General features: G+C 36.8%; 18 protein-coding genes. 6 read left to right on the top strand and 12 right to left on the bottom strand.

Annotated elements, in window-relative coordinates:
* Nucleotides 1-114 precede the first annotated feature (114 nt).
* The 4 genes from ACTJIP_RS20955 to dapA all read right to left on the bottom strand — a co-directional run bounded on the left by ACTJIP_RS20955 (nt 115) and on the right by dapA (nt 2,919).
* On the bottom strand, nt 115-561 hold the full coding sequence (locus ACTJIP_RS20955) for a response regulator (RefSeq protein WP_077413963.1): 447 nt from the start codon (nt 559-561) through the stop codon (nt 115-117).
* Nucleotides 554-1,135 (bottom strand): helix-turn-helix domain-containing protein, encoded by a 582-nt coding sequence (locus ACTJIP_RS20950; RefSeq protein WP_077413962.1) that lies wholly within the window; start codon nt 1,133-1,135, stop codon nt 554-556. The genes ACTJIP_RS20955 and ACTJIP_RS20950 overlap by 8 nt, the downstream gene beginning before the upstream one ends.
* 286 nt (nt 1,136-1,421) lie before the next feature.
* The gene (locus ACTJIP_RS20945; RefSeq protein WP_440705048.1) at nt 1,422-1,934 is read right to left on the bottom strand and encodes an N-acetyltransferase family protein; all 513 of its coding nucleotides are present in this window, start codon (nt 1,932-1,934) and stop codon (nt 1,422-1,424) included.
* 112 nt (nt 1,935-2,046) lie between these two features.
* A complete protein-coding gene (dapA, locus tag ACTJIP_RS20940; protein ID WP_077413960.1) occupies nt 2,047-2,919 on the bottom strand; it encodes a 4-hydroxy-tetrahydrodipicolinate synthase in 873 nt (290 codons plus the stop codon).
* A 107-nt stretch (nt 2,920-3,026) separates the two neighbouring features.
* Between dapA and ACTJIP_RS20935 the strand changes: the two genes are divergently transcribed.
* From ACTJIP_RS20935 to recO, 4 genes are read left to right on the top strand one after another with little or no spacing between them, the layout of a single operon-like run.
* Nucleotides 3,027-3,785 (top strand): 5'-nucleotidase C-terminal domain-containing protein, encoded by a 759-nt coding sequence (locus tag ACTJIP_RS20935; RefSeq protein ID WP_175627197.1) that lies wholly within the window; start codon nt 3,027-3,029, stop codon nt 3,783-3,785.
* The gene (locus tag ACTJIP_RS20930) at nt 3,785-4,735 is read left to right on the top strand and encodes a bifunctional metallophosphatase/5'-nucleotidase (protein ID WP_077413958.1); all 951 of its coding nucleotides are present in this window, start codon (nt 3,785-3,787) and stop codon (nt 4,733-4,735) included. Before ACTJIP_RS20935 ends, ACTJIP_RS20930 begins: the two co-directional genes overlap by 1 nt.
* A gap of 1 nt (nt 4,736) precedes the next feature.
* Nucleotides 4,737-7,001, top strand: a complete 2,265-nt coding sequence (gene porZ, locus ACTJIP_RS20925) for a type IX secretion system anionic LPS delivery protein PorZ (protein ID WP_180565199.1) — start codon at nt 4,737-4,739, stop codon at nt 6,999-7,001.
* A gap of 3 nt (nt 7,002-7,004) precedes the next feature.
* Nucleotides 7,005-7,691 (top strand): DNA repair protein RecO, encoded by a 687-nt coding sequence (gene recO, locus ACTJIP_RS20920; RefSeq protein WP_077413956.1) that lies wholly within the window; start codon nt 7,005-7,007, stop codon nt 7,689-7,691.
* 19 nt (nt 7,692-7,710) lie between these two features.
* Here the strand turns inward: recO and ACTJIP_RS20915 are convergent, their stop codons facing one another.
* From ACTJIP_RS20915 to ACTJIP_RS20900, 4 genes are all read right to left on the bottom strand, one after another.
* The gene (locus ACTJIP_RS20915) at nt 7,711-10,380 is read right to left on the bottom strand and encodes an MGH1-like glycoside hydrolase domain-containing protein (RefSeq protein ID WP_440705047.1); all 2,670 of its coding nucleotides are present in this window, start codon (nt 10,378-10,380) and stop codon (nt 7,711-7,713) included.
* 104 nt (nt 10,381-10,484) lie between these two features.
* Complete coding sequence (locus ACTJIP_RS20910) at nt 10,485-11,294, bottom strand: glucose 1-dehydrogenase (protein WP_440705046.1); 810 nt, start codon at nt 11,292-11,294, stop codon at nt 10,485-10,487.
* A 73-nt stretch (nt 11,295-11,367) separates the two neighbouring features.
* The gene (locus ACTJIP_RS20905; RefSeq protein WP_228408633.1) at nt 11,368-11,841 is read right to left on the bottom strand and encodes a GNAT family N-acetyltransferase; all 474 of its coding nucleotides are present in this window, start codon (nt 11,839-11,841) and stop codon (nt 11,368-11,370) included.
* Nucleotides 11,842-11,845: 4 nt separating this feature from the next.
* Nucleotides 11,846-12,463, bottom strand: coding sequence for a DUF1684 domain-containing protein (locus ACTJIP_RS20900; protein WP_077413952.1), 618 nt, complete (start codon nt 12,461-12,463; stop codon nt 11,846-11,848).
* Nucleotides 12,464-12,594: 131 nt separating this feature from the next.
* On the opposite strand from ACTJIP_RS20900, the gene ACTJIP_RS20895 reads away from it, so the two are divergent.
* Entirely contained in the window at nt 12,595-14,175 is a 1,581-nt protein-coding gene (locus ACTJIP_RS20895; RefSeq protein WP_440705045.1) for a GMC family oxidoreductase N-terminal domain-containing protein, read from the top strand.
* Between the two features lie 2 nt (nt 14,176-14,177).
* Here the strand turns inward: ACTJIP_RS20895 and ACTJIP_RS20890 are convergent, their stop codons facing one another.
* From ACTJIP_RS20890 to ACTJIP_RS20875, 4 genes are all read right to left on the bottom strand, one after another.
* A complete protein-coding gene (locus ACTJIP_RS20890; protein WP_077413950.1) occupies nt 14,178-15,044 on the bottom strand; it encodes an AadS family aminoglycoside 6-adenylyltransferase in 867 nt (288 codons plus the stop codon).
* Between the two features lie 5 nt (nt 15,045-15,049).
* Nucleotides 15,050-15,448 (bottom strand): hypothetical protein, encoded by a 399-nt coding sequence (locus ACTJIP_RS20885; protein WP_047382319.1) that lies wholly within the window; start codon nt 15,446-15,448, stop codon nt 15,050-15,052.
* A gap of 65 nt (nt 15,449-15,513) precedes the next feature.
* On the bottom strand, nt 15,514-17,019 hold the full coding sequence (gene mqo, locus ACTJIP_RS20880; protein WP_077413949.1) for a malate dehydrogenase (quinone): 1,506 nt from the start codon (nt 17,017-17,019) through the stop codon (nt 15,514-15,516).
* A gap of 277 nt (nt 17,020-17,296) precedes the next feature.
* Nucleotides 17,297-18,337 (bottom strand): NAD(P)H-dependent glycerol-3-phosphate dehydrogenase, encoded by a 1,041-nt coding sequence (locus ACTJIP_RS20875; RefSeq protein ID WP_180565195.1) that lies wholly within the window; start codon nt 18,335-18,337, stop codon nt 17,297-17,299.
* Nucleotides 18,338-18,562: 225 nt separating this feature from the next.
* On the opposite strand from ACTJIP_RS20875, the gene ACTJIP_RS20870 reads away from it, so the two are divergent.
* On the top strand, nt 18,563-19,588 hold the full coding sequence (locus ACTJIP_RS20870; RefSeq protein ID WP_440705044.1) for a M23 family metallopeptidase: 1,026 nt from the start codon (nt 18,563-18,565) through the stop codon (nt 19,586-19,588).
* Nucleotides 19,589-19,630: the final 42 nt, after the last annotated feature.

The following is a 19,630-nucleotide window of genomic DNA, read 5'->3' as shown; positions in this document are numbered from 1 at the left end:
ATCCTTTTTATATTATTTTAAGCATTAGTTATAAAATTTTCACTTATTTGTGAATAGTATGCATCAAATATGATTAATACTTTCTTAATACAAAATTAATAATCCCTTTATTCATCATACTTTTAGAATAAAATGATCTTTATTCAATCCTGAAGTATGATACTGCCAATTGATTGTAATAATTTCTGTAAGTACTTTTTTAAGACTCTCAAAAGATTCAGGTTTTTTCATGAAAATATTGGCCCCTTTTACAAAAATATCTTCAATTTCATTTTCCGAAATAGGTTCAGAAAAAATGGTCGTTACCATATTATTGAATTTTGAATTCGCTCCAATTTCTTCCAGGCATTCCAAGCTGTCTTTTCCAGGGATCGTGTATTTTATGAAAACAATTTCCGGAACTACGGCATCATCATTATTCAGATATAACATCATATCTTTTCCGTTACAGAAGCATTGAACTTTTATAGAGATTTTCAACTCTTTCAAAATATTTTTAAAAAAAATCAAGGTGTTTTCATCGTTATCTGCTACTATTACGTTCAGAAATTCTTTATTCATACTGCATTTTAGGGTTTATTACCGTGCTTTGAGCTCTTCTTCGTTTTCCAATAATCTTTTGAAACTGGGAGGGAGTGATTCCCGTTGTATTTTTAAACTGGGTGCTCAAATGCGCCACACTGGAGTAATTCAGCTTATGGGCTATTTCTGTAAGGCTTTGTTTATTTCTTATGATCAGGGCTTTCGCGTGCTCTATCTTTTGCAGAATAATAAAATTCTCAATAGATGTATAAGCAACTTCGGAAAATAGGTTGGAAAGATAACCATAGCTGTGATTCAGTTTTTCAGCAATATATATGGATGCTTTTACCGGTATAATCTCATCAGAAAAGACCAGTTCTACGATAGCATCTTTTATTTTCTGTACCAACGCAGTCTTTTGACTTTCTATGATTTCTATACCATAATCTTCAAGATTTTTCTTAAAAAGACTGTGTTGTTCTTGTGTAAGGGGCTCATAAAATTCCACTTCACCGAAGTTCAGCAACCTGTACTTCAGCCCGTGTTCTTTAAGTTTTTCGTCCAATACCTTCTTGCAAAGGGCATTGAAATCAAATTTAACATACATTTTCATCCTAGTATATATAAGCCTGTTTTATTTAGTAAATATAATAATTTATTTCATTTAAAAGTGAAATAGCTGCAAATTTTTTATTTTTACCAAATAGACGCAAAAACTCCTGTATTTAAGAATACAGGAATTTAAACACTAAGGATGAAAAAAATATACTGATAAAAAGCTGTGTCAGCTCAAAACCAAGCATATGAATGTATTGTTATAAGTGATTTGGTTCTGAAGCAAAGATCATTCAAAATAAGAAGTCACTTGTTATAGAATTACAGGATAAAGTTACAAAATTTTAAGTCAATGATAAGTGAATTAGAAATTCCATCATGTAATCATCCATTACAAATCCGTTCCCTATATCGAAAATACCTTCCCCATAAACCCTGTATCCTTGAGACTCATAGAAGCTTCGGGCAGCATTATTTTTATTCACATTCAAAATAATTCTTTCATTTCCGTTTTCAGAAACTTTTTCATGCAGAAACTGAAGTGCTTTTTTGCCGAATCCTTTACCCTTACTCTCCGGAACAAGATAAATACGGTGCAGCTTGGTTGTTTTATCTTCATAATGATGTTCATATCCGATAAAACCTTCGTAAGAGTCATTATTTTCATCCTGAATGAGATAATAATGGTAATTAGGATTCTGAAGGTGGTTCAGAATTTCTGTTTCAGAATACATTTCGGAAAGCATAAATTCCATTTGTTCTTTTGAAAGAATGTCTGCATAGGCATTTTCCCACGATCTTCGTGCCAGATCTTGAATTAAAGGGACATCCACGACTGTTGCCTGTCTTAATTTCATGATTTATTGTATTATTATGATTAAAAAAAGTGAAAAGCCTAAACTTTTCACCCTTATGTTTTTCAATAATGAAATGCTGAATTTTAAAGTGATATTAAAATTCAATTCCTTATTAAATGTTTGCCATTTCAGCTTTAATTTTTGCATGAAGACCTTCTGAAGCAGCAACCAGAGGAAGTCTTAAGAAGTTTTTAATGATTCCCTTTTCAGCCAGTATTACTTTAATACCGCAAGGGTTACCTTCTGCAAAAATCAAACGGGTAATATCTACCAGCTTATTGTGAATTGCATAAGCTTCTTTCACTTTTCCTTCAAAAGCTAGCTGTACCATGGTAGAGAATTCTTTAGGGTATGCCTGCCCGATTACGGAAATCACACCATCTCCTCCTGCCAGTGTTACGGGTAAAGTATATTCATCATCTCCGGAAACCAATGAAAATCCTTCTGGTTTCTTTCTCAGAATATCAAAATACTGTAAAATATTAGGTGAAGCCTCCTTAATCAGGAATAAATTAGGAAATTCCTTTGCAAGACGAAGGGTAGTATCTGCTTCTACGTTCTGACCGGTTCTTGAAGGAACATTATAAATAATAATATTCTTCCCTGTGGAAGCTAAAGCTTTATAATGCTGATAAAGACCTTCCTGGTTCGGTTTATTGTAATAAGGAGATACTGAAAGTACTGCTTCAAATGCAGAAAGATCTGCTTCTTCAATCTGTTTCTTAACGTCAAGAGTATCGTTGCCGCCAATTCCCAAAACTAAAGGAAGACGTTTATTATTCACCTTAATGATATGCTCAATTACCTGTTTCTTCTCCTCTGCAGAAAGCGTTGCGGCTTCTGCCGTAGTACCCAATACTACCAAATAATTGGTTCCGTTTTCGATATTGTATTCAACCAGTTTTGTTAAACTATCAAAATCAACGGATAAATCTTCATTAAAGGGCGTTACCAATGCAACACCTACTCCTTTTAAAATGCTCATCTGTTAGAATTATTTTTGTCAAATTTAATAATTTACAGTAAGAATTTACAATAAATAATAATGTTTTATTATACATATAGTTATATTTGCATATACTAAAAGATATTATGAAAAATAAATTCTTGTTAATAGGAATTGCCCTGGTAACCCTTACAGCATGCAAAACAGCTTCTACGCTGCAACTTGCGGATGTAAAGACCCAGAAAAATATTTCTATTAATAATGAGCTAAAAAATGATGAGGAGTTTGCAAAATTTATTGAGCCTTATAAGCAAAAACTGGATAAAGAAATGAACCAGAAGATCTCACACACGAATGCGGATCTTACAAAGCAGGGCGACAACAGCAATCTGGGCAATCTTTTAGCTGACTATACGTTTGAAGGAGGTAATGAATGGATAAAAACTCATCTTAAGCAGAATGTAGATGCTGCATTGATCAATATCGGAGGAATCCGTACCACTATCGGAAAGGGTGATATTTTACTTAAAAATGTATTTGAAGTAATGCCTTTCGAAAATGAGGTGGTTATTGTGAAAATGAAAGGAGCCGATTTACAGGGACTTTTTGAGTATTATGCAAAAACGCAGGTCAACAATCCTGTTTCTCATTTATATATTGAGACCAATAACGGACAGGTAATCAAATCCCTGATCAACGGAAAAGCAGTAGATCCGGCTAAAGACTATTATATTGCTACTTCAGACTATCTTGCACTGGGAGGAGACAACATGAAATTCTTTGCAAAAGGAGAATCAATCTCAACAGGAATTAAAATGAGAGATCTGTTTATTGATTATTTTAAGAAGGCTCCTGAAGTGGTAGTAAATTCAGATGTTCGTTTAAATTTTATCGGGAAGAAGTAATGGATAGAAAAAGTTTTTTAAAAGCAATAGGAGGCGGATCTTTGGCAATGGCTTTAGCTCCCAATATGATGATGGCGGAAGAGTTGAAAATTCTTGATTTAAAATCCGCAAATAAACTGACTATTCTTCATACCAATGACCAGCATAGCAGAATAGAACCTTTCGATGCAAGCTATACAAAAAATCCTAATCAGGGAGGTTTTGCAAGAAGGGCAAACTTAATTCAGCAGATCAGAAATCAGGAAAGCAATGTACTGCTTCTTGATTCAGGAGATATTTTCCAGGGAACTCCTTACTTCAATTTCTTCGGAGGAGAACTGGAGTTTAAATTAATGTCCATGATGAAATATGATGCCTCTACCATGGGAAATCATGATTTTGATAATGGCCTTGATGGATTTTTAAAAGTACTTCCCAATGCGAAGTTTCCTTTTATCTGTTCCAATTATGATTTTAAAAATACGATTCTTGACGGGAAAACTTCTCCGTATAAGATCTTCAACAAGAATGGAATTAAAGTAGGAATTTTCGGAGTGGGAATTCAACTGGACGGCCTTGTAGGTAAAAAACAGTATGGAGAAACCGTTTATTCCAATCCCATTGACGTAGCACAGCATTATTCAAATTATCTGAAAAAAGAGCAGAAATGTGACCTGGTAATTTGTCTTTCACACATCGGTTATGATTATAAAGATGAACCGAATAAAATAAGTGATAAAATTTTAGCGGCCAATACAGAGAATATTGATATTATCCTGGGCGGCCATACTCATACATTTTTACCGGAACCTCAATCTTATACCAACAGACAGGGCAAAAACGTACTTGTCAATCAGGTAGGATGGGCAGGTCTTCTTTTGGGTAGAATAGATTTTTATTTTGATACAAACAAAAACGTACAGCATATTTCCTGGAACAATCAGGCAATAGACAGCAGCATAACCGCATAATATGAAAAAACTCTCTATAATTTCTCTTGGTATTTTAGCATCCCTGCAGTTTACAAAAGCGCAGGTCATTTCATCGAAAAAATGGGCTGATGTATTTTCCTATAACAAAGTCTTAGCTATGAAAGAAGACAATGGGAAAATCATTGCAGCTACAGAAAACGGAATATTCTATTATACAATATCAACAGGAGAAATTACGAAGTTATCCAAGGCCAATGGCCTTCATAATATTGGAATAACAGCCTTCGATTACAACCCACAGACTAAAACAGGACTTATTGGGTATGAAAACGGCTCCATGGATGTTATCACTCCACAGGAAATCAAATATATTGTTGATATTCCTATTGCTACCGGCTATAACGGAAATAAAAAAATCAATCATATTTCCATTACCGGAAATCAGGCTGTCATTTCTGTAGGCTATGGACTTTCCATATTTAATCTGAACAATAAAGAATTCGGAGATTCTGCGTTTTTCCTGACTGGCGGGGTGTATGAAGCAAGTAATGAAGCAACCATATTCGGGAATAAGGTATACTCTGTAACCAATACAGGATTGAAGAGCCATCAGTTGAATACTACCTTCCCGGTATATTCTACATGGACAACGGAAGCTCCCGGAGCATTCAAGCATATAGATTCAGAATCTGAGCTTGTATATTCATCAGCTACAGCGGCCTATTTTTACAACAACGGCACTCCGACTCAGCTTCCTACGAACTTTGATAATATCCGTGATATCGTTGTTACATCTAATAATATTATAGTTACTGACAACAGAGTGTATACCTACGGAATAAACGGGGTATCACAAAATGCGGTAAGCCTTGGAGAAGAATGCAACACTGCAATAACAGCTGGTGGAAAAATTTTTGGAGGAACCGTATTATCAGGGATCAAGGATGAAAGTAATAATACTTTCAAACCATCAGGCCCTTACTACAATTTTGCCTATAATATTAATCTTTTCGATAATAATCAGCTTCTGGTTTCCTCTGGTGCCAGAGCAAATAATTACAACCACCCGTCCATTATTCCACAAGAACCGGGATTTTATTATTTCAACGGTACGGATTGGATTTATCCTTCTTTTTTCAATAAAAGTAATCCAAATCGTCCAGTCTTTGTCAACGTATTGGATGCTATTATAAGTCCTTATAACAGTAATGAAGTTCTCTTTACTAACTATACAATGTTGGATAATGGAGTGTATAGAATGAAATATAATGCCACAAGCAAAGATTTTGATCTGGTAAAGTATTATAATCTCGGTGCACAGCCTTACTACAGACGTCCGGTAGGATTGACTACAGATACTCAGAACAATCTTTTTGTTTCCTTCGGATTTAATGACGGAAACCCTTCCATGGGAATCTATGATAAAGCCGCTGATGATTTTATCATCAAGAAAATAGTTCTTGCCAGTGATGGTATACAAAAGGCCGTTTTCCATGAAAATATGCTGTGGACTCCGCTGCCGAGATCTAATAACTTTTGGGTATATGACTATAAAAATGCAACCAACCTTTCCGATGATACAGATTATATTCTGGGTTCTTCTAATGGATTTAATAGTTCAGGAGGAATCTTATCTGTAGCATTTGATAAGTCCGGAGATGCATGGATCGGTACAGACGGAGGTTTAAGGATTATGCCTAATGCTGCATCTGAGATAAAAAATCCACAGCCGGAAGTAGAACCTATAGTCATAGAACAAAACGGGCTGGGTGAAGAGCTTTTCAGGGAATCAGCTATTCTTCAGATCGCAGTAGACGAAGGAAATTACAAATGGGTTTCCATTGATGGTGGTGGTGTATATTACCTTTCTGCTGACGGCCAGAAAACAATAAAACATTTTACTAAAGAAAATTCACCTCTTCCTACAAACAGTGTTACAGATATAAAAGTTGATAAGAAAACCGGGAAAGTATATTTTGTAACATATAATGGTATTGTAACATATCAGGGTGATGTTGCTGATGTAACTTCCAATTTCGGTGATGTTGTAGTATATCCTAACCCTGTTGTATATTCTAATTTTAAAGGAAAAGTTACCCTTAAGGGTCTTGCAGAAAAAACGAATATAAGAATTGTAGATGCAGCAGGAAATGTTGTACACTCTGCAGTAGCAAGAGGAGGTTATTATGAATGGGATCTTAATAATCAGAAAGGGGTAAGAGTAGCATCAGGAATGTACTTTGTCCTGATGACCAATGAAGATGGGTCAGATAAAGCTACAGCCAAAATAGGAGTAGTCAATTAATTAATGAATTCACAAAACGGTTTTTTACTTTCGTTTATAAAATATGGAGAAAATGATGCTGTATTGCATTGTTTTACTGAAGAAGAGGGTTTTCAAAGCTATTTTCTGAAAGGAATTTATGCTAAAAAGAACAAAAAGAAAGCCCTGCTGCTACCCCTGAGCCATCTGAATTTTTCAATACAACCGCTCCGTGGCAATGGTATACCAACTGTTTCAAAGTTTGAACTGGTAAAAAATAATGACATTTATACAGATATAAAAGTCAATACCGTTATTTTCTTTATTTCAGATTTCCTGAGTCATATCCTTAAATATGAGGATAAAAATATTCCTATCTATACCGGCATAAATCATTTTATCAATGAACTGACGAACAGGAATTATCAGGCACATCTGCTCTTTTTACTGGCTGTTTTAAAAATTCAGGGAGTTGCTCCACTGTTGGGTGACGGTAAGTTTTTAGATCCGGAAACCGGAACTTTTTCCTTAGGAATCTGTCATCAGCAATTCAATGAAGAAATTTCTACATTATGGAAAGAAGCACTTTGTGCTGAAAATCTATATGCTACAAAAATCCACTCTTCATTAAGAAAAGATTTTCTGGACAGCCTTCTGATATATTATCATTATCATATCACAGACTTCAAAACACCTGCCTCATTGGAAATTATCCAGCAGATATTTGAATAGGCCGATGGGTAGTATTGTTTTATGATTCTTTTGTTTTTTCAATATCTGCAGGCATTTCAGTTTCAGATTCGGCAATTTCTTTTTTGGAGAATCTTGGCTGTAAGATCTTGGCAATAAGTCCCGTCCAGCCTGTCTGGTGGGAAGCTCCTACTCCACGTCCGTTGTTCCCATGAAAATATTCGTAGAACAGGATATAATCTTTAAAGTCCGGATCCGTCTGAAATCTTTCATACTGCCCGTGGACAGGTCTTTTCCCTTTTTCATCCTTTAAAAAAATCTTTGCAAGCCGTTTGTTTAAAGCATCCGCTATCTGATCAAGGTTTAAATAGTTTCCACTCCCTGTAGGATATTCCACTAAAAAATCGGGACTATAGTAGAAGAAAAAGCGCTGAAGACTATCGATAATCAAAAAATTAATAGGAAACCACACCGGACCGCGCCAATTGCTGTTCCCTCCGAAAAGCCCGCTGTCACTTTCTGCGGGAGTATATTTCACACTATAATCCGTTTCATTCAGTGTTAAAGTATAAGGATTATTTTCATACTCTTTTGATAACGCTCTTACTCCATAATCACTTAAAAATTCATCCGGATTCAGCATTCTGTTTAATAATCTTTTCAAACGGTGTCCGCGAAGCAAAGACAAAAGGTGTTTGGAATCCTGGCCTTTGACTTCCCACCTTGAAACCAGAGAAGCCAGTTCCGGTTTATTATCCAGTACCCATTTCATTCTTTTCTTAAAATTGGGCAGGTTTTCAATCATTTCATCATCTATAACCTCAACGGCAAACATCGGGATCAATCCTACAATGGTTCTTAATCTTAAATACATATGCGTTCCGTCATTAGAAGCTATGGCATCATAGAAAAACTCATCTTGTTCATCCCACAAACTGAATTCTTCCTCACCCATATTATCCAGTGAATTGGCAATCGCCAGGAAATGTTCAAAAAACTTCATCGCCATTTCTTCATACACATTATTGTAAAGAGCCAGTTCCAAAGCAATCCGCATCATATTCAGGGCAAACATGGCCATCCAGCTCGTCCCGTCCGACTGTTCCAGCTGCTCTCCGTTTGGCAAAACAGCATTCCGATCGAAAACGCCAATATTATCAAGTCCTAAGAAACCTCCTTCAAATATGTTATTGCCATTGGTATCCTTTTTATTGACCCACCATGTAAAGTTCATTAACAGTTTCTGAAAAGCACTTTCCAGAAATTCCAGGTCAGGTTTGTTATTTAAATATTCATCAATTTTAAATACTCTGAAAACGGCCCAGGCATGTACCGGAGGATTCACGTCACTCAAGTTCCATTCGTAGGCGGGAAGCTGTCCGTTTGGATGCATATACCATTCAAACAGGAAAAGTTTCAGCTGATGCTTTGCAAAATCAGGATCTATCAAGGAAAAGCTGATGGTATGAAATGCCAGATCCCAGGTGGCATACCACGGATATTCCCATTTATCCGGCATGGAAATAATATGTTCGTTATTAAGATGCTTCCAGTCGTAATTTCTTATTTTTTTCCGCGACTGTGGAGGAGGCATTTCAGCAGGATCACCTTTCAGCCATTTTTCAACATTGTAGTGGTAAAACATTTTATTCCACAGCATCCCTGCAAAAGCCTGTCTTTGTACCAGCCTCTCATCTTCCGAAGCAATTCCTTTCTGGATTTCAGCATAAAATTCATCTGCTTCTTTCTGTCTTTGATTAAAAACAGTATCAAAATCACCGAACGGCTCTCGTAAGTCCTTATCCGATATTCTGAATTCAAATATTCTGGATTCCCCGGCTTTGAAATCTTCATCAATAAAAAAAGAAGCTTTGGTTCCTACATTCTTCGGGTTCACAGATTGAGAGTTACCCGTCATTACAAAATTATTGATCCCGTCTTTGCAGAACTTTAATTCATTTTGCGACTGGTAAAGTCTTTCATTATTGGTTTCATTATTACAAAACAGTGTTTTTAAGGATTGTTTTGCATATACATTTTTGATGTCAATATCCTGATGATTTACTTCAATCCGGTCTGCATCTTCAGCATACAATTTGGGTTGATAGTCATCATAGCCCCACTTCCAGGTGTTTCTGAACCAAACCGTAGGCAATATTACAAGGGATGCTTCTTTTTCAGATTTGTTGACAACCGTTAGTCTGACTAGAATATCATTCTGACTTTCTTTTGCATATTCAATAAAAATGTCAAAGTATTCATTGTTATCAAAAATTCCGGTATCAATCAATTCATATTCCGTTTCATCCTTACTTCTTGAAGCATTTGTTTTTATGAGATCTTCATAGGGAAAAATAGTATGGGGATATTTATACAGCATTTTCATATAAGAATGGGTAGGTGTAGAATCCAGGTAATAAAAATATTCCTTTACATCTTCACCGTGATTTCCCTGTCCGTTGGTCAATCCAAAGAACCGTTCTTTCACCATTTTATCTTTTTTATTCCAGAATCCGACAGAGAATACAAGCTTCTGAAGGTCATCACAGATTCCGCATATGCCTTCCTCACCCCAACGGTATGTTTTGGCTTCCGCAGTATCATGACTGGTATAATTCCAGGCATCTCCGTTTTCACTGTAATCTTCACGAACAAGCCCCCATTCCCGGTTACTTACATAAGGACCCCATTTTTTCCATGAAATATCTGAAATTCTCTGTTTTTCTGACATAAGCGATAATTATGAGTAATGAATAATAAGCAATGAGTCATATCTGATCTCGTTTGAAGCTATGAGAACAACCTCAAAACTATAAACTTTAAACCTTGAACTTCTTAACCTCCTGTAGAAAAACTCTCAAACGTAGTCATTCCACCATCAACGAAGATGCTGGTTCCGGTAATATAATCAGCAAGATCACTGGCCAGAAAAGCGGCTAAATTTCCAATATCCTGAGGCTGTCCGATTCTATTATAAGGAATAAGGGTAAGAAGAGAATTCAGTGCTTCAGGAGTATTCCAGGCATTTTGATTAATAGGAGTCTGAATAGCTCCCGGGCAAATAGAATTGACCCTGATTTTATCTGCACCATATTCCTGAGCAAGAGTTTGCATCAACATTCTGATGGCTCCTTTGCTTGATGCGTAGTTGGCATGTCCGGCCCACGGAATAATTTCGTGTACAGAACTGATATGAATAATCTTCCCACATGCAATGGAACGTGAAGGGTCTATTCCCCGCCTTAGAAACTCTTTAATGGCTTCTCTGGCACATAGAAACTGTCCCGTAAGATTGACCCCTATGACAGCATTCCACTGATCGATGGTCATTTCGGTGAATTTCGCATCTTTTTGAATACCCGCATTATTCACCAGAATATCTACAGTTTGAAATTCAGAAACAACATCCTGAAACATTTTGACCACCTGATCTTCTTTGGATACATCACATGCATAGGTTACTCCTTTTCCTCCGGCATCAGTGATTTCTTTCAAAACAGCTTTGGCTTCTTCTGCAGACCTTTCCGAAGAATGGTTGACAATGATTGTCGCTCCTGCTGCAGCTAATGATTTTGCAATTCCTGAACCTATTCCGCTGGAGGCACCTGTAACCACAGCTACCTGATTTTGAAGTGATATTTCCATGTTTTGTAATTTGATGTTACTCAAAGTTATGGAAAGATATCAGCAGATAAAAAATTATGATTTTAAAATTTTATTAAAGTTTTTTGTACATCAGATATTGAGGACCGCTTCTTCCTATTCTGGTTTTACCGTCAAAAATATATCCTGACTGAAGATAAATATGGTATGCGGAATCATTTTTCTGATTTACTGCCAGTACAATTTCGTTACAATCTCCAAAGTGGGTTTTTACAAAATTTCCTACTTCCAGCATAGCCATTTTTCCTATTCCTTTCCCCTGCATCTGAGAATTTACAGATAAAGAACGCAGTAAAACTGATGTTTTATCATCGGTAAGTTCAAATTTATCTTTCCCGAAATCAAGTACAAAAAACCCGACAGGCAGCTCATTTTCAAATATCGTTATCGGAAATGCGTCGTCATCATCCCGTTCGTTGATACTTTGCAAAGCCTGTTGAGCTGTCGCAGTAAATTGCATCTGGTTTTCATCCAAAGCATAACTGACTCCGGAAAGATCTTCTGGTTTAAAGAATTCTAAATGTATCATAGTCTTAATGATGGTAAATATCTTCATACATTACTCCCGCACGGATTTCCACAGGAAGTTTATTCTCCTCAGGAACAACAGGGCAATTGTAATCGTAAGCATTATAGGCACAAAAAGGATGATAGGACTGATTGAAATCAAGCACAATCGTATTTCGTTTCGGTATCTTTAAATCCATATATTTTCCTCCTCCATAGGTTTCTTTTTCATTGGTAGCATCACGAAACGGAAGAAAAAGATAGTCTTTATATTTATCTTGCTTGATTAAAGCCAGGCTTTGATATAAGGTAACCGTATAGGGTTTATCATCCAGCATAAATGTAGCTTTTCCATATTCCTGATACGTCTTTGTTTTTCCTGAAGAAGTAGGAAGTTCAAAGGGTTTAGTATCTTTTGATTTAACAAATTTTGCGGTTACTCTGTATTTAGCATCAAAAGGAAAGAAAGGGTGACCTTTAAAGTTTTTAAAGTTATCTCCCCTTAATGGAGTCTCTTTCGGATTCAGATATTCAGCATTGAGTTCTTTCTGAAATTTCTGAACATCTTTCTCTTCCTTTGAAACTGTTTTCTGAGAAAAAGCCCATAATGGAAGGAGTAAAAAGAGTACTATATATTTTTTCATGTATGTAAAATTATAACCAAAACTATGAATTTTCGGAACAACAAAAGTTAAAATTCTGATAAAAAAACATAATCTGTTTTAAATAAAATAAGCACCAGCTGATCTAGCATACTTTTTGGAAAGCAAAGCTCATGGACAGAAAAAATTTCATCAGGACCAGTGCATTGGCTATATCAGGTTTCTATTTTCTTCAATCTGAATTGTTCCGGGCCGCGGAAAGAAAAAACAGCCAGATAAAAGAAAATACTGATGTTCCTATTGTGATCATTGGCAGCGGGTACGGAGGAGCTGTATCTGCATTACGTCTTTGTGAAGCCGGGAAAAAAGTAGTGATGCTTGAAATGGGTCTTAACTGGGAGAAAGCAGGAATTCCGTTTTCCAATCTGCTGAAACCTGGGAAAAGTTCGGCCTGGCTGAAAAAGAAAAGCATTGCCCCTTTCATGAATATTTTTTCTCTGACTCCTTTTACCGGGATATTGGACCGTCTGGATTTTGAACATATCAATATCTGGGTAGGAAGAGGCGTTGGCGGAGGTTCTCTGGTGAATGGCGGAATGGCTGTTACTCCCAAAGAAAGTTATTTCAAAGAAGTTTTTCCTGATCTTGATCCTGAAAGGTTTTACAATCATTATTTTCCTCTGGTACGGGAAGAACTCAAAGTAAATGTGATTGATGAACAGTTTCTGAAAGACTGCCCATATTATAAATTCACGCGGGTAGGTGAAGAAGAGGCTCATAAAGCAGGTTTTAAAACCATGAGAGTTCCGAATGTGTATGATTTTAAGTATATGGAAAAAGAGTTCCGGAATGAAGTCCCCCGTTCTGCTCTTAATACCGAAGTGATCTATGGCAACAATTATGGGAAAAATAGTTTGGATAAAACCTATCTCAGAAAAGCACTGGAAACCGGCAATTTGGAAATCCTCGACCTTCATCATGTCCAAACGATACAACTTAATGATGATAAAAGCTATACATTAAATGTCCGCCAGATTGATACATCAGGTATCCTGGCTGCTGACAAAGTTTTCCACTGTAAAAAGCTGATTCTTTCTGCAGGAACAATGGGAACTTTACAGCTTCTGTTACAATCTCATGCAGAAAATAATTTCCCCCTCCATGAAAAGATCGGAAAAAAATGGGGAAACAATGGGAATTTTATGACCGGAAGAAACTGGGTACAACCTTTGTCTGGCGGTACAGGAGCCAAGCAATCTACTATTCCGGTAGGCGGAATTGACAACTGGGAAGATCCGGAACATCCGTTTTTCACAGAAATTGCCCCCTTACCGATGGGAATGGATGTTGCTACCGCTTTATATCTGCTCATCAACAGAGTCGATAAAAAAGGAGAAGTTGCATACAATAAAGCCAGCCAATCCCTGACTTTGAACTGGGACGAAAGCAATACCGTCAAAATGAAAGAAAATGCCCAATATTTTATCCGGAAAATAAATAAAGCCAATGGCGGAACGAGAAGCCACCTGCTTTTCAATAATGGTTTTGGAGCTGATATCTGTTATCATCCGCTTGGAGGATGTGTTTTGGGTGAAGCTACCAACGAATTTGGAAAATTAAAAAATCATGAAAACCTGTATGTTCTGGATGGATCACTAATTCCCGGAACCATTGGTGTCAATCCGTTTGTAACCATTACTGCCATTGCAGAATACTGTATTGAAAACCTCATCAAACAAAATGAATTTGCCTGAAATCAGGGCATTGATTGTATTTCTGTAAGATAATTGCGGATATCATCTTCCAGTTTTACCGGATAGATAAAATGAAGTTTTCCTGCCAGAGAAGTTCCCAGTTCATGTACCAGATCGGCACAGGCAAGCAAAGCTTTCCAGTTTTCTTCAATATCATTTCCTGAGAATGTAGCTTCCACTTTATTCCATAATTCCGGGGATAAATATTGTTTGAAAAGTCTTCCATGCTTATTGGTCGTAATATTATTCCAGTTATGATTCGCGGCAATATACCATTCAATCAAAGGAACAAGATAATCAGTACGCAGGACATTTTCAGACATAAATTTGGCATAAAAAATATCACCGCGTTTAAGGCATTTTGCCACATACGTTGTATCCCACCAAAAATCATTGAACAGCTGTTGAAATTCTTTTTCCGTAGGCTTATGGATCATGACAGACTGATAGGTTGGAGGTTTCAGGTTTTTAGTCAGATTATCTTTATCCAGTAAAACTTTATACCCTACATCCCAATCTTCGGGAAGATTTTCTTCATTGATTTCTTTACTAAATTCTGACACCTGATACAGCTTAAAATCAACCTTCACATGGTCTTTATACAAAACCATTTTCATGGCATGTTTTCCCTCAAAAACACTGTCAGCTTCTTCAATCATAGAAATAGGTTCACCAAAAAGCCTGATCCATTCATTTCCTGATTCATAAGATGCCCTGTTTTCAAAAACAAGTTCTACATCCAGATCACTTAAATCATCTACGGGAGCATAAGGGTTTACCAATGAACTGGTCAGAAGAACAGCACGGATATCGGGATTGTTTTCAGCCCAATGAATAATCTGTTTCAGTTTTTCTTCCCTTATTTTCATCTTTATTAGGATTCTGAGATTTTTACCCGATACACATCGGAAGAATTTCTTTTGATTGATTCTACAAAAAAGCCGCCTTCTTCAGGAATTACTTCTTTTAAATCAAAACTTTTACAATCTTTCGGAAGCCCGGAAAAGATCAACGTAAACCAAAAATCTTTCATAAAAGGAACCGCTGTCCAATAGGGAGAAATTGAAATATTTTCCGCATGAATCAATTTGCTTCTATGCTCAGACTGGTTGTCAAAAAGATAGGTCGAGTGCCAGATTCTGATCAGGTTTCCTAAAAACGGTGACGCCGGAAAACAACAATGTACGATCACCTGTTTTTCCTCTTCCGTTTTTGCCTTAAGAGATTCCAGGATTTCCTTTGCAATAACAGGTTTTACAATTACTTCTTCCACCTTTTATAAATAATGAGTGATGAACAATGGGTAGCAGTGTCTACTCCCATTGTTCATTACTGATGTTAATATTCTAATTCTAATTTTTCTTTTGTATAATTTCTCACCTCATTGGTCAGGTCAGGATTTTCAGCCAGTTTTTGTCCATAAGAAGGAACCATTTCAAGCAGTTTTCCTTTCCATTCGCCATGTAATTTTTCCGGGAAACATTTTTCCAGTACATTCAACATGGCATATACTGCTGTAGACGCACCTGGTGAAGCTCCCAGCAGAGAAGCAATGGTCCCGCTCTTATTCACAACTACTTCAGTTCCGAATTCCAGTTTCCCCCCTTCTTTTTCATCTTTTTTGATGACCTGAACTCTCTGACCTGCTACTTTCAATTCCCAGTCATCTTCTTTGGCATCCTTAACGAATTCTCTTAAATGCTGCATTCTTTGAGATTTCGTCATTGCAACTTGCTGGATCAGGTATTTCGTCAGAGGAATATTATGCCACCATGCTCCAAAAAGGGATTTCAGATTTTTGGTGTTTACACTTTCAGGAAGGTCAAGATAGCTTCCTTCTCTCAGGAATTTGGTGGAGAACCCTGCAAAAGGTCCGAAAAGAAGAGCTTTCTTACCATCAATAATTCTAAGATCAAGGTGTGGAACAGACATTGGAGGAGCATCTACTGTAGCCTGAGTATATACTTTAGCCTGGTGCTTTTCCACCAATTCCTGGTTATGGCTTACCAACCACTGTCCGGAAACCGGGAAACCTCCGTAACCTTCACTTTCTTTAATATCTGAACTGTCTAATAACGGAAGTGCATACCCTCCGGCACCAATGAAAACAAAGTCTGCCACCACTTCCTGTTTGTGGCTGTTGATTCTGTCTTTCACCTTCATTTCCCACTTTCCGTCTTCTCTTGCATCAATATCTTTCACTTCGTGGTATAAGAAAACCTCAACATTGGAATCTTCCAGAAGATGTCTTCCCATTTTTCTTGTCAGTGTTCCGAAGTTCACATCCGTCCCCATATCCATCTTCGTTGCAGCCATTACTTCAGACTGATTTCTTTTGCTCATTACCAAAGGAATCCACTCTCTCAGTTTCTCATGATCTTTAGAAAATTCCATTCCTGAGAAAAGAACAGATTCGGCCATTTTATCGTGGCGTTTTTTAAGATATTCAGCATCTTTTTCTCCGAATACCAGACTCATATGCGGGCAGGAATTGATAAATTCTTTGGGCTCATGAATATAGCCTTTGGTGAGCAGATAGGCCCAGAATTGTTTTGAAATTTCAAACTGTTCTGCAATGCTCTCTGCTTTGGAGATATCAATAGACCCGTCTGGTTTTTCAGGGGTATAATTTAGCTCACAAAATGCGGAGTGCCCTGTTCCGGCGTTGTTCCATGCTGCTGTACTTTCTTTGGCAAATCTTCCGAGTCTTTCAAAGATTGCAATTTCAAGATTTGGATCAAATTCATGAAGCAGCGTTGCTAAAGTGGCGCTCATGATTCCGCCGCCTATCAGTACAACGTCATATTTAGGTTTCGGTGTTCTGCTTGTAAGCGATTGTGACATAATTTAAAATTTTACTTCAAATTTCGTGAAAAGTTTTAAAAACTGGACCGCGTTTAACGATTTTAACACGTTATTTTTTACAGCAAAAACACTTCTTGAGTACGCAACAAAAAGCTATGGAAAATTTCAATAAAACATCATTGAAATGATTGATAATATCAGATCATTATAATCTCTTGGATCATCAAAATGAACAAAAAAACTTAAGCATTGAAATACTTAAGTTTTGATTAATCTAATGTTACAAACAAGGTTTTATCAATAAAGCCTTGTTATTTTAATTCAATTTTGCAGTCAGTTTTTTAAACTGTTTTTCAGCATTTTTACCTTCATAAAGAATAGCGTAAACAGTATCTATAATTGGAAGTTTAAGATTTTTCTGTTTTGCTGTTTTATAAATAGAATCTGCTGCATAGTATCCTTCCGCCACCATATTCATAGACTGAATGGCAGATCTCACGGTATATCCTTTTCCGATAAGATTCCCCAGGTTTCTGTTTCTTGAGAAAAGTGAATAAGCAGTCACCAGAAGGTCACCCAGATAAGCACTTTCATTCACATCTCTTGGTGCTTCATAGATGGCTTCCAGGAATGTTTCCATTTCACGGATTGCATTTGAAACAAAAACAGCCGTGAAGTTATCTCCATATCCTAAACCACTTGCGATTCCTGCTCCGATTGCAAAAATATTTTTAAGAATCGCACTGTATTCATTTCCTAAAATATCTTTACTTGTTTGTACTTTGATAAAATCTGAACTGAAAATACCTTCAAGTTTTTCAGCCGTTTCATCTTCTACTGTCGCAATGGTAAGGTAAGAAAGCCTTTCCATCGCTACCTCTTCTGCATGACATGGCCCTGCAATAACCGCCTGATTTCTGAACCCGATTTTAAATTCATCACGCAGATAATGCGCTACCACATCATTTACTTTAGGAATAATCCCTTTAATTGCAGAGATAAAGATCTTATCTGAATAATCACACGTCATCTTATCCAGTGTATCAGACAGGTAGATGGACGGAGTTGCCAGAACAATAACGTCACAGGCAGAAACCAGTTCATTGATATCTGTTGTTAATTTTAAGCTTTTCAGATTAAAGTGGGCAGCTGTAAGATAAGTCGGGTTATGTCCGCGAAGCTCAATGGCTCCTTTTACAAATTCACTTCTTACACACCAGTGTACAACCTTACAGTTTTCAACAAGCATTTTTACGATAGCGGTTGCAAAACTTCCGCTCCCTACAACTCCTACAGAAATATCCTTTTTATTCTTTTTTGGATTCGAAGATTCTGAAATAATTTTCTTTTTAGCCATAATTGGAATGTGAACTGCAAAGATATTAAAACAAAGACGTAACAAAGGCTTTGAAACTATGATAAACGCCATTTTCTGAAAAAATTAACACTTCAACACAATTAAACAGCTAATTAACCGTTAAATACAGAAAAAACTGAATTTTAATTAAAAATAACCCACAAAGCTTATTTTTAATTAAATTTGCAGCTTCAAAACCGTTTTAAATTTATTAAGAGAAGAAATATGAAAAAATTTCTAAGCAGCAAGAAGAACGTAAACATTCTCCTGGGAGGACTTTTACTAGTAGTTTTTGCACAAGGTGTCTTCATTGCGAAGCTCTTTTCTGAAAGAGACAACAAAACCTACGAAGTCAATCTTGTAAAAATAAACACTGAAAAAGACAGTGTAGATTATCTAAAAATGAAAACTGATCTTACGCTCGTAGATCAGACAGTGGCTCAACTCAACTCTTTCCTGAAGTCCAAAGACATTACCAACGAAAAACTGATGATGCTCAACCAGGACAGTATTTCAAATTCTATTTATCTTTCCAAACAGGCAAACCGATACAGCCAATATCTGATGGATCTTCAGAAAAAGCTGATGCAGGTTCCGTTGGGTATGCCTACAGACGGGTATATTTCCTCTAATTTTGGAGTGAGAAAAAATCCGATTCCATTCAAAACTGTTTTTGCGTCGGTAAAAACAAGTGTTGCAACGGAAGCAAAACCGGCAGTAGCTGCAGCTCCAAAGCCTGAAGTAAAAGCTGAACCTGTTGAGAAAATTATAGAACTTACAGACAGCTATGGAAATAAAAGGGAAGTAAAAGTAATGGTTACTCCAAAAGCAGCTCCTGTAGCGTCAGCATCAGCTCCTTCTACAACAAAAGCTGTGGCAGGAACTACAACAACTAAAACTGCTGCTGAAAAAAACAACCCGCCTGCAGAAGCTGACCAGATGCAGTTCCACAAAGGACTGGACATTGCCGTTGCCTATGGTTCTGATGTAAGAGCTGCCGCTGCCGGAACAATTATTTTTTCCGGACAGAGAGGGGGCTATGGAAACTGTGTGATTGTTTCTCACGGAAATGGATTGGCTACACTCTACGGACACTTATCACAGCTTGTATCTAAAGTAAATGATAAAGTAAAGGTAGGTCAGGTAATTGCTAAATCCGGAAATTCAGGACGTTCTACAGGTCCTCATCTTCATTATGAAGTCCACAAAAACAATACTCCGATTAATCCGAAATTGTTTATGAATCTATAAAAAGAAAGGCTGCTCAGTATGAACAGCCTTTTTTATTTTGAT

This window comes from Chryseobacterium sp. 22543 (assembly GCF_052044565.1).
In the GTDB taxonomy this organism is placed as follows: domain Bacteria; phylum Bacteroidota; class Bacteroidia; order Flavobacteriales; family Weeksellaceae; genus Chryseobacterium.
The sequence above is the reverse complement of the archived record's forward strand: the minus strand, read 5'-3'. Positions and strand labels throughout refer to the sequence as shown.

What these genes read in the sequence shown, in the direction of transcription:
- ACTJIP_RS20955 (WP_077413963.1), bottom strand. Translation starts at nt 561, where the DNA reads ATGAATAAAGAATTTCTGAACGTAATAGTAGCAGATAACGATGAAAAC.
- ACTJIP_RS20950 (WP_077413962.1), bottom strand. Translation starts at nt 1,135, where the DNA reads ATGAAAATGTATGTTAAATTTGATTTCAATGCCCTTTGCAAGAAGGTA.
- ACTJIP_RS20945 (WP_440705048.1), bottom strand. Translation starts at nt 1,934, where the DNA reads ATGAAATTAAGACAGGCAACAGTCGTGGATGTCCCTTTAATTCAAGAT.
- dapA (WP_077413960.1), bottom strand. Translation starts at nt 2,919, where the DNA reads ATGAGCATTTTAAAAGGAGTAGGTGTTGCATTGGTAACGCCCTTTAAT.
- ACTJIP_RS20935 (WP_175627197.1), top strand. Translation starts at nt 3,027, where the DNA reads ATGAAAAATAAATTCTTGTTAATAGGAATTGCCCTGGTAACCCTTACA.
- ACTJIP_RS20930 (WP_077413958.1), top strand. Translation starts at nt 3,785, where the DNA reads ATGGATAGAAAAAGTTTTTTAAAAGCAATAGGAGGCGGATCTTTGGCA.
- porZ (WP_180565199.1), top strand. Translation starts at nt 4,737, where the DNA reads ATGAAAAAACTCTCTATAATTTCTCTTGGTATTTTAGCATCCCTGCAG.
- recO (WP_077413956.1), top strand. Translation starts at nt 7,005, where the DNA reads ATGAATTCACAAAACGGTTTTTTACTTTCGTTTATAAAATATGGAGAA.
- ACTJIP_RS20915 (WP_440705047.1), bottom strand. Translation starts at nt 10,380, where the DNA reads ATGTCAGAAAAACAGAGAATTTCAGATATTTCATGGAAAAAATGGGGT.
- ACTJIP_RS20910 (WP_440705046.1), bottom strand. Translation starts at nt 11,294, where the DNA reads ATGGAAATATCACTTCAAAATCAGGTAGCTGTGGTTACAGGTGCCTCC.
- ACTJIP_RS20905 (WP_228408633.1), bottom strand. Translation starts at nt 11,841, where the DNA reads ATGATACATTTAGAATTCTTTAAACCAGAAGATCTTTCCGGAGTCAGT.
- ACTJIP_RS20900 (WP_077413952.1), bottom strand. Translation starts at nt 12,463, where the DNA reads ATGAAAAAATATATAGTACTCTTTTTACTCCTTCCATTATGGGCTTTT.
- ACTJIP_RS20895 (WP_440705045.1), top strand. Translation starts at nt 12,595, where the DNA reads ATGGACAGAAAAAATTTCATCAGGACCAGTGCATTGGCTATATCAGGT.
- ACTJIP_RS20890 (WP_077413950.1), bottom strand. Translation starts at nt 15,044, where the DNA reads ATGAAAATAAGGGAAGAAAAACTGAAACAGATTATTCATTGGGCTGAA.
- mqo (WP_077413949.1), bottom strand. Translation starts at nt 17,019, where the DNA reads ATGTCACAATCGCTTACAAGCAGAACACCGAAACCTAAATATGACGTT.
- ACTJIP_RS20875 (WP_180565195.1), bottom strand. Translation starts at nt 18,337, where the DNA reads ATGGCTAAAAAGAAAATTATTTCAGAATCTTCGAATCCAAAAAAGAAT.
- ACTJIP_RS20870 (WP_440705044.1), top strand. Translation starts at nt 18,563, where the DNA reads ATGAAAAAATTTCTAAGCAGCAAGAAGAACGTAAACATTCTCCTGGGA.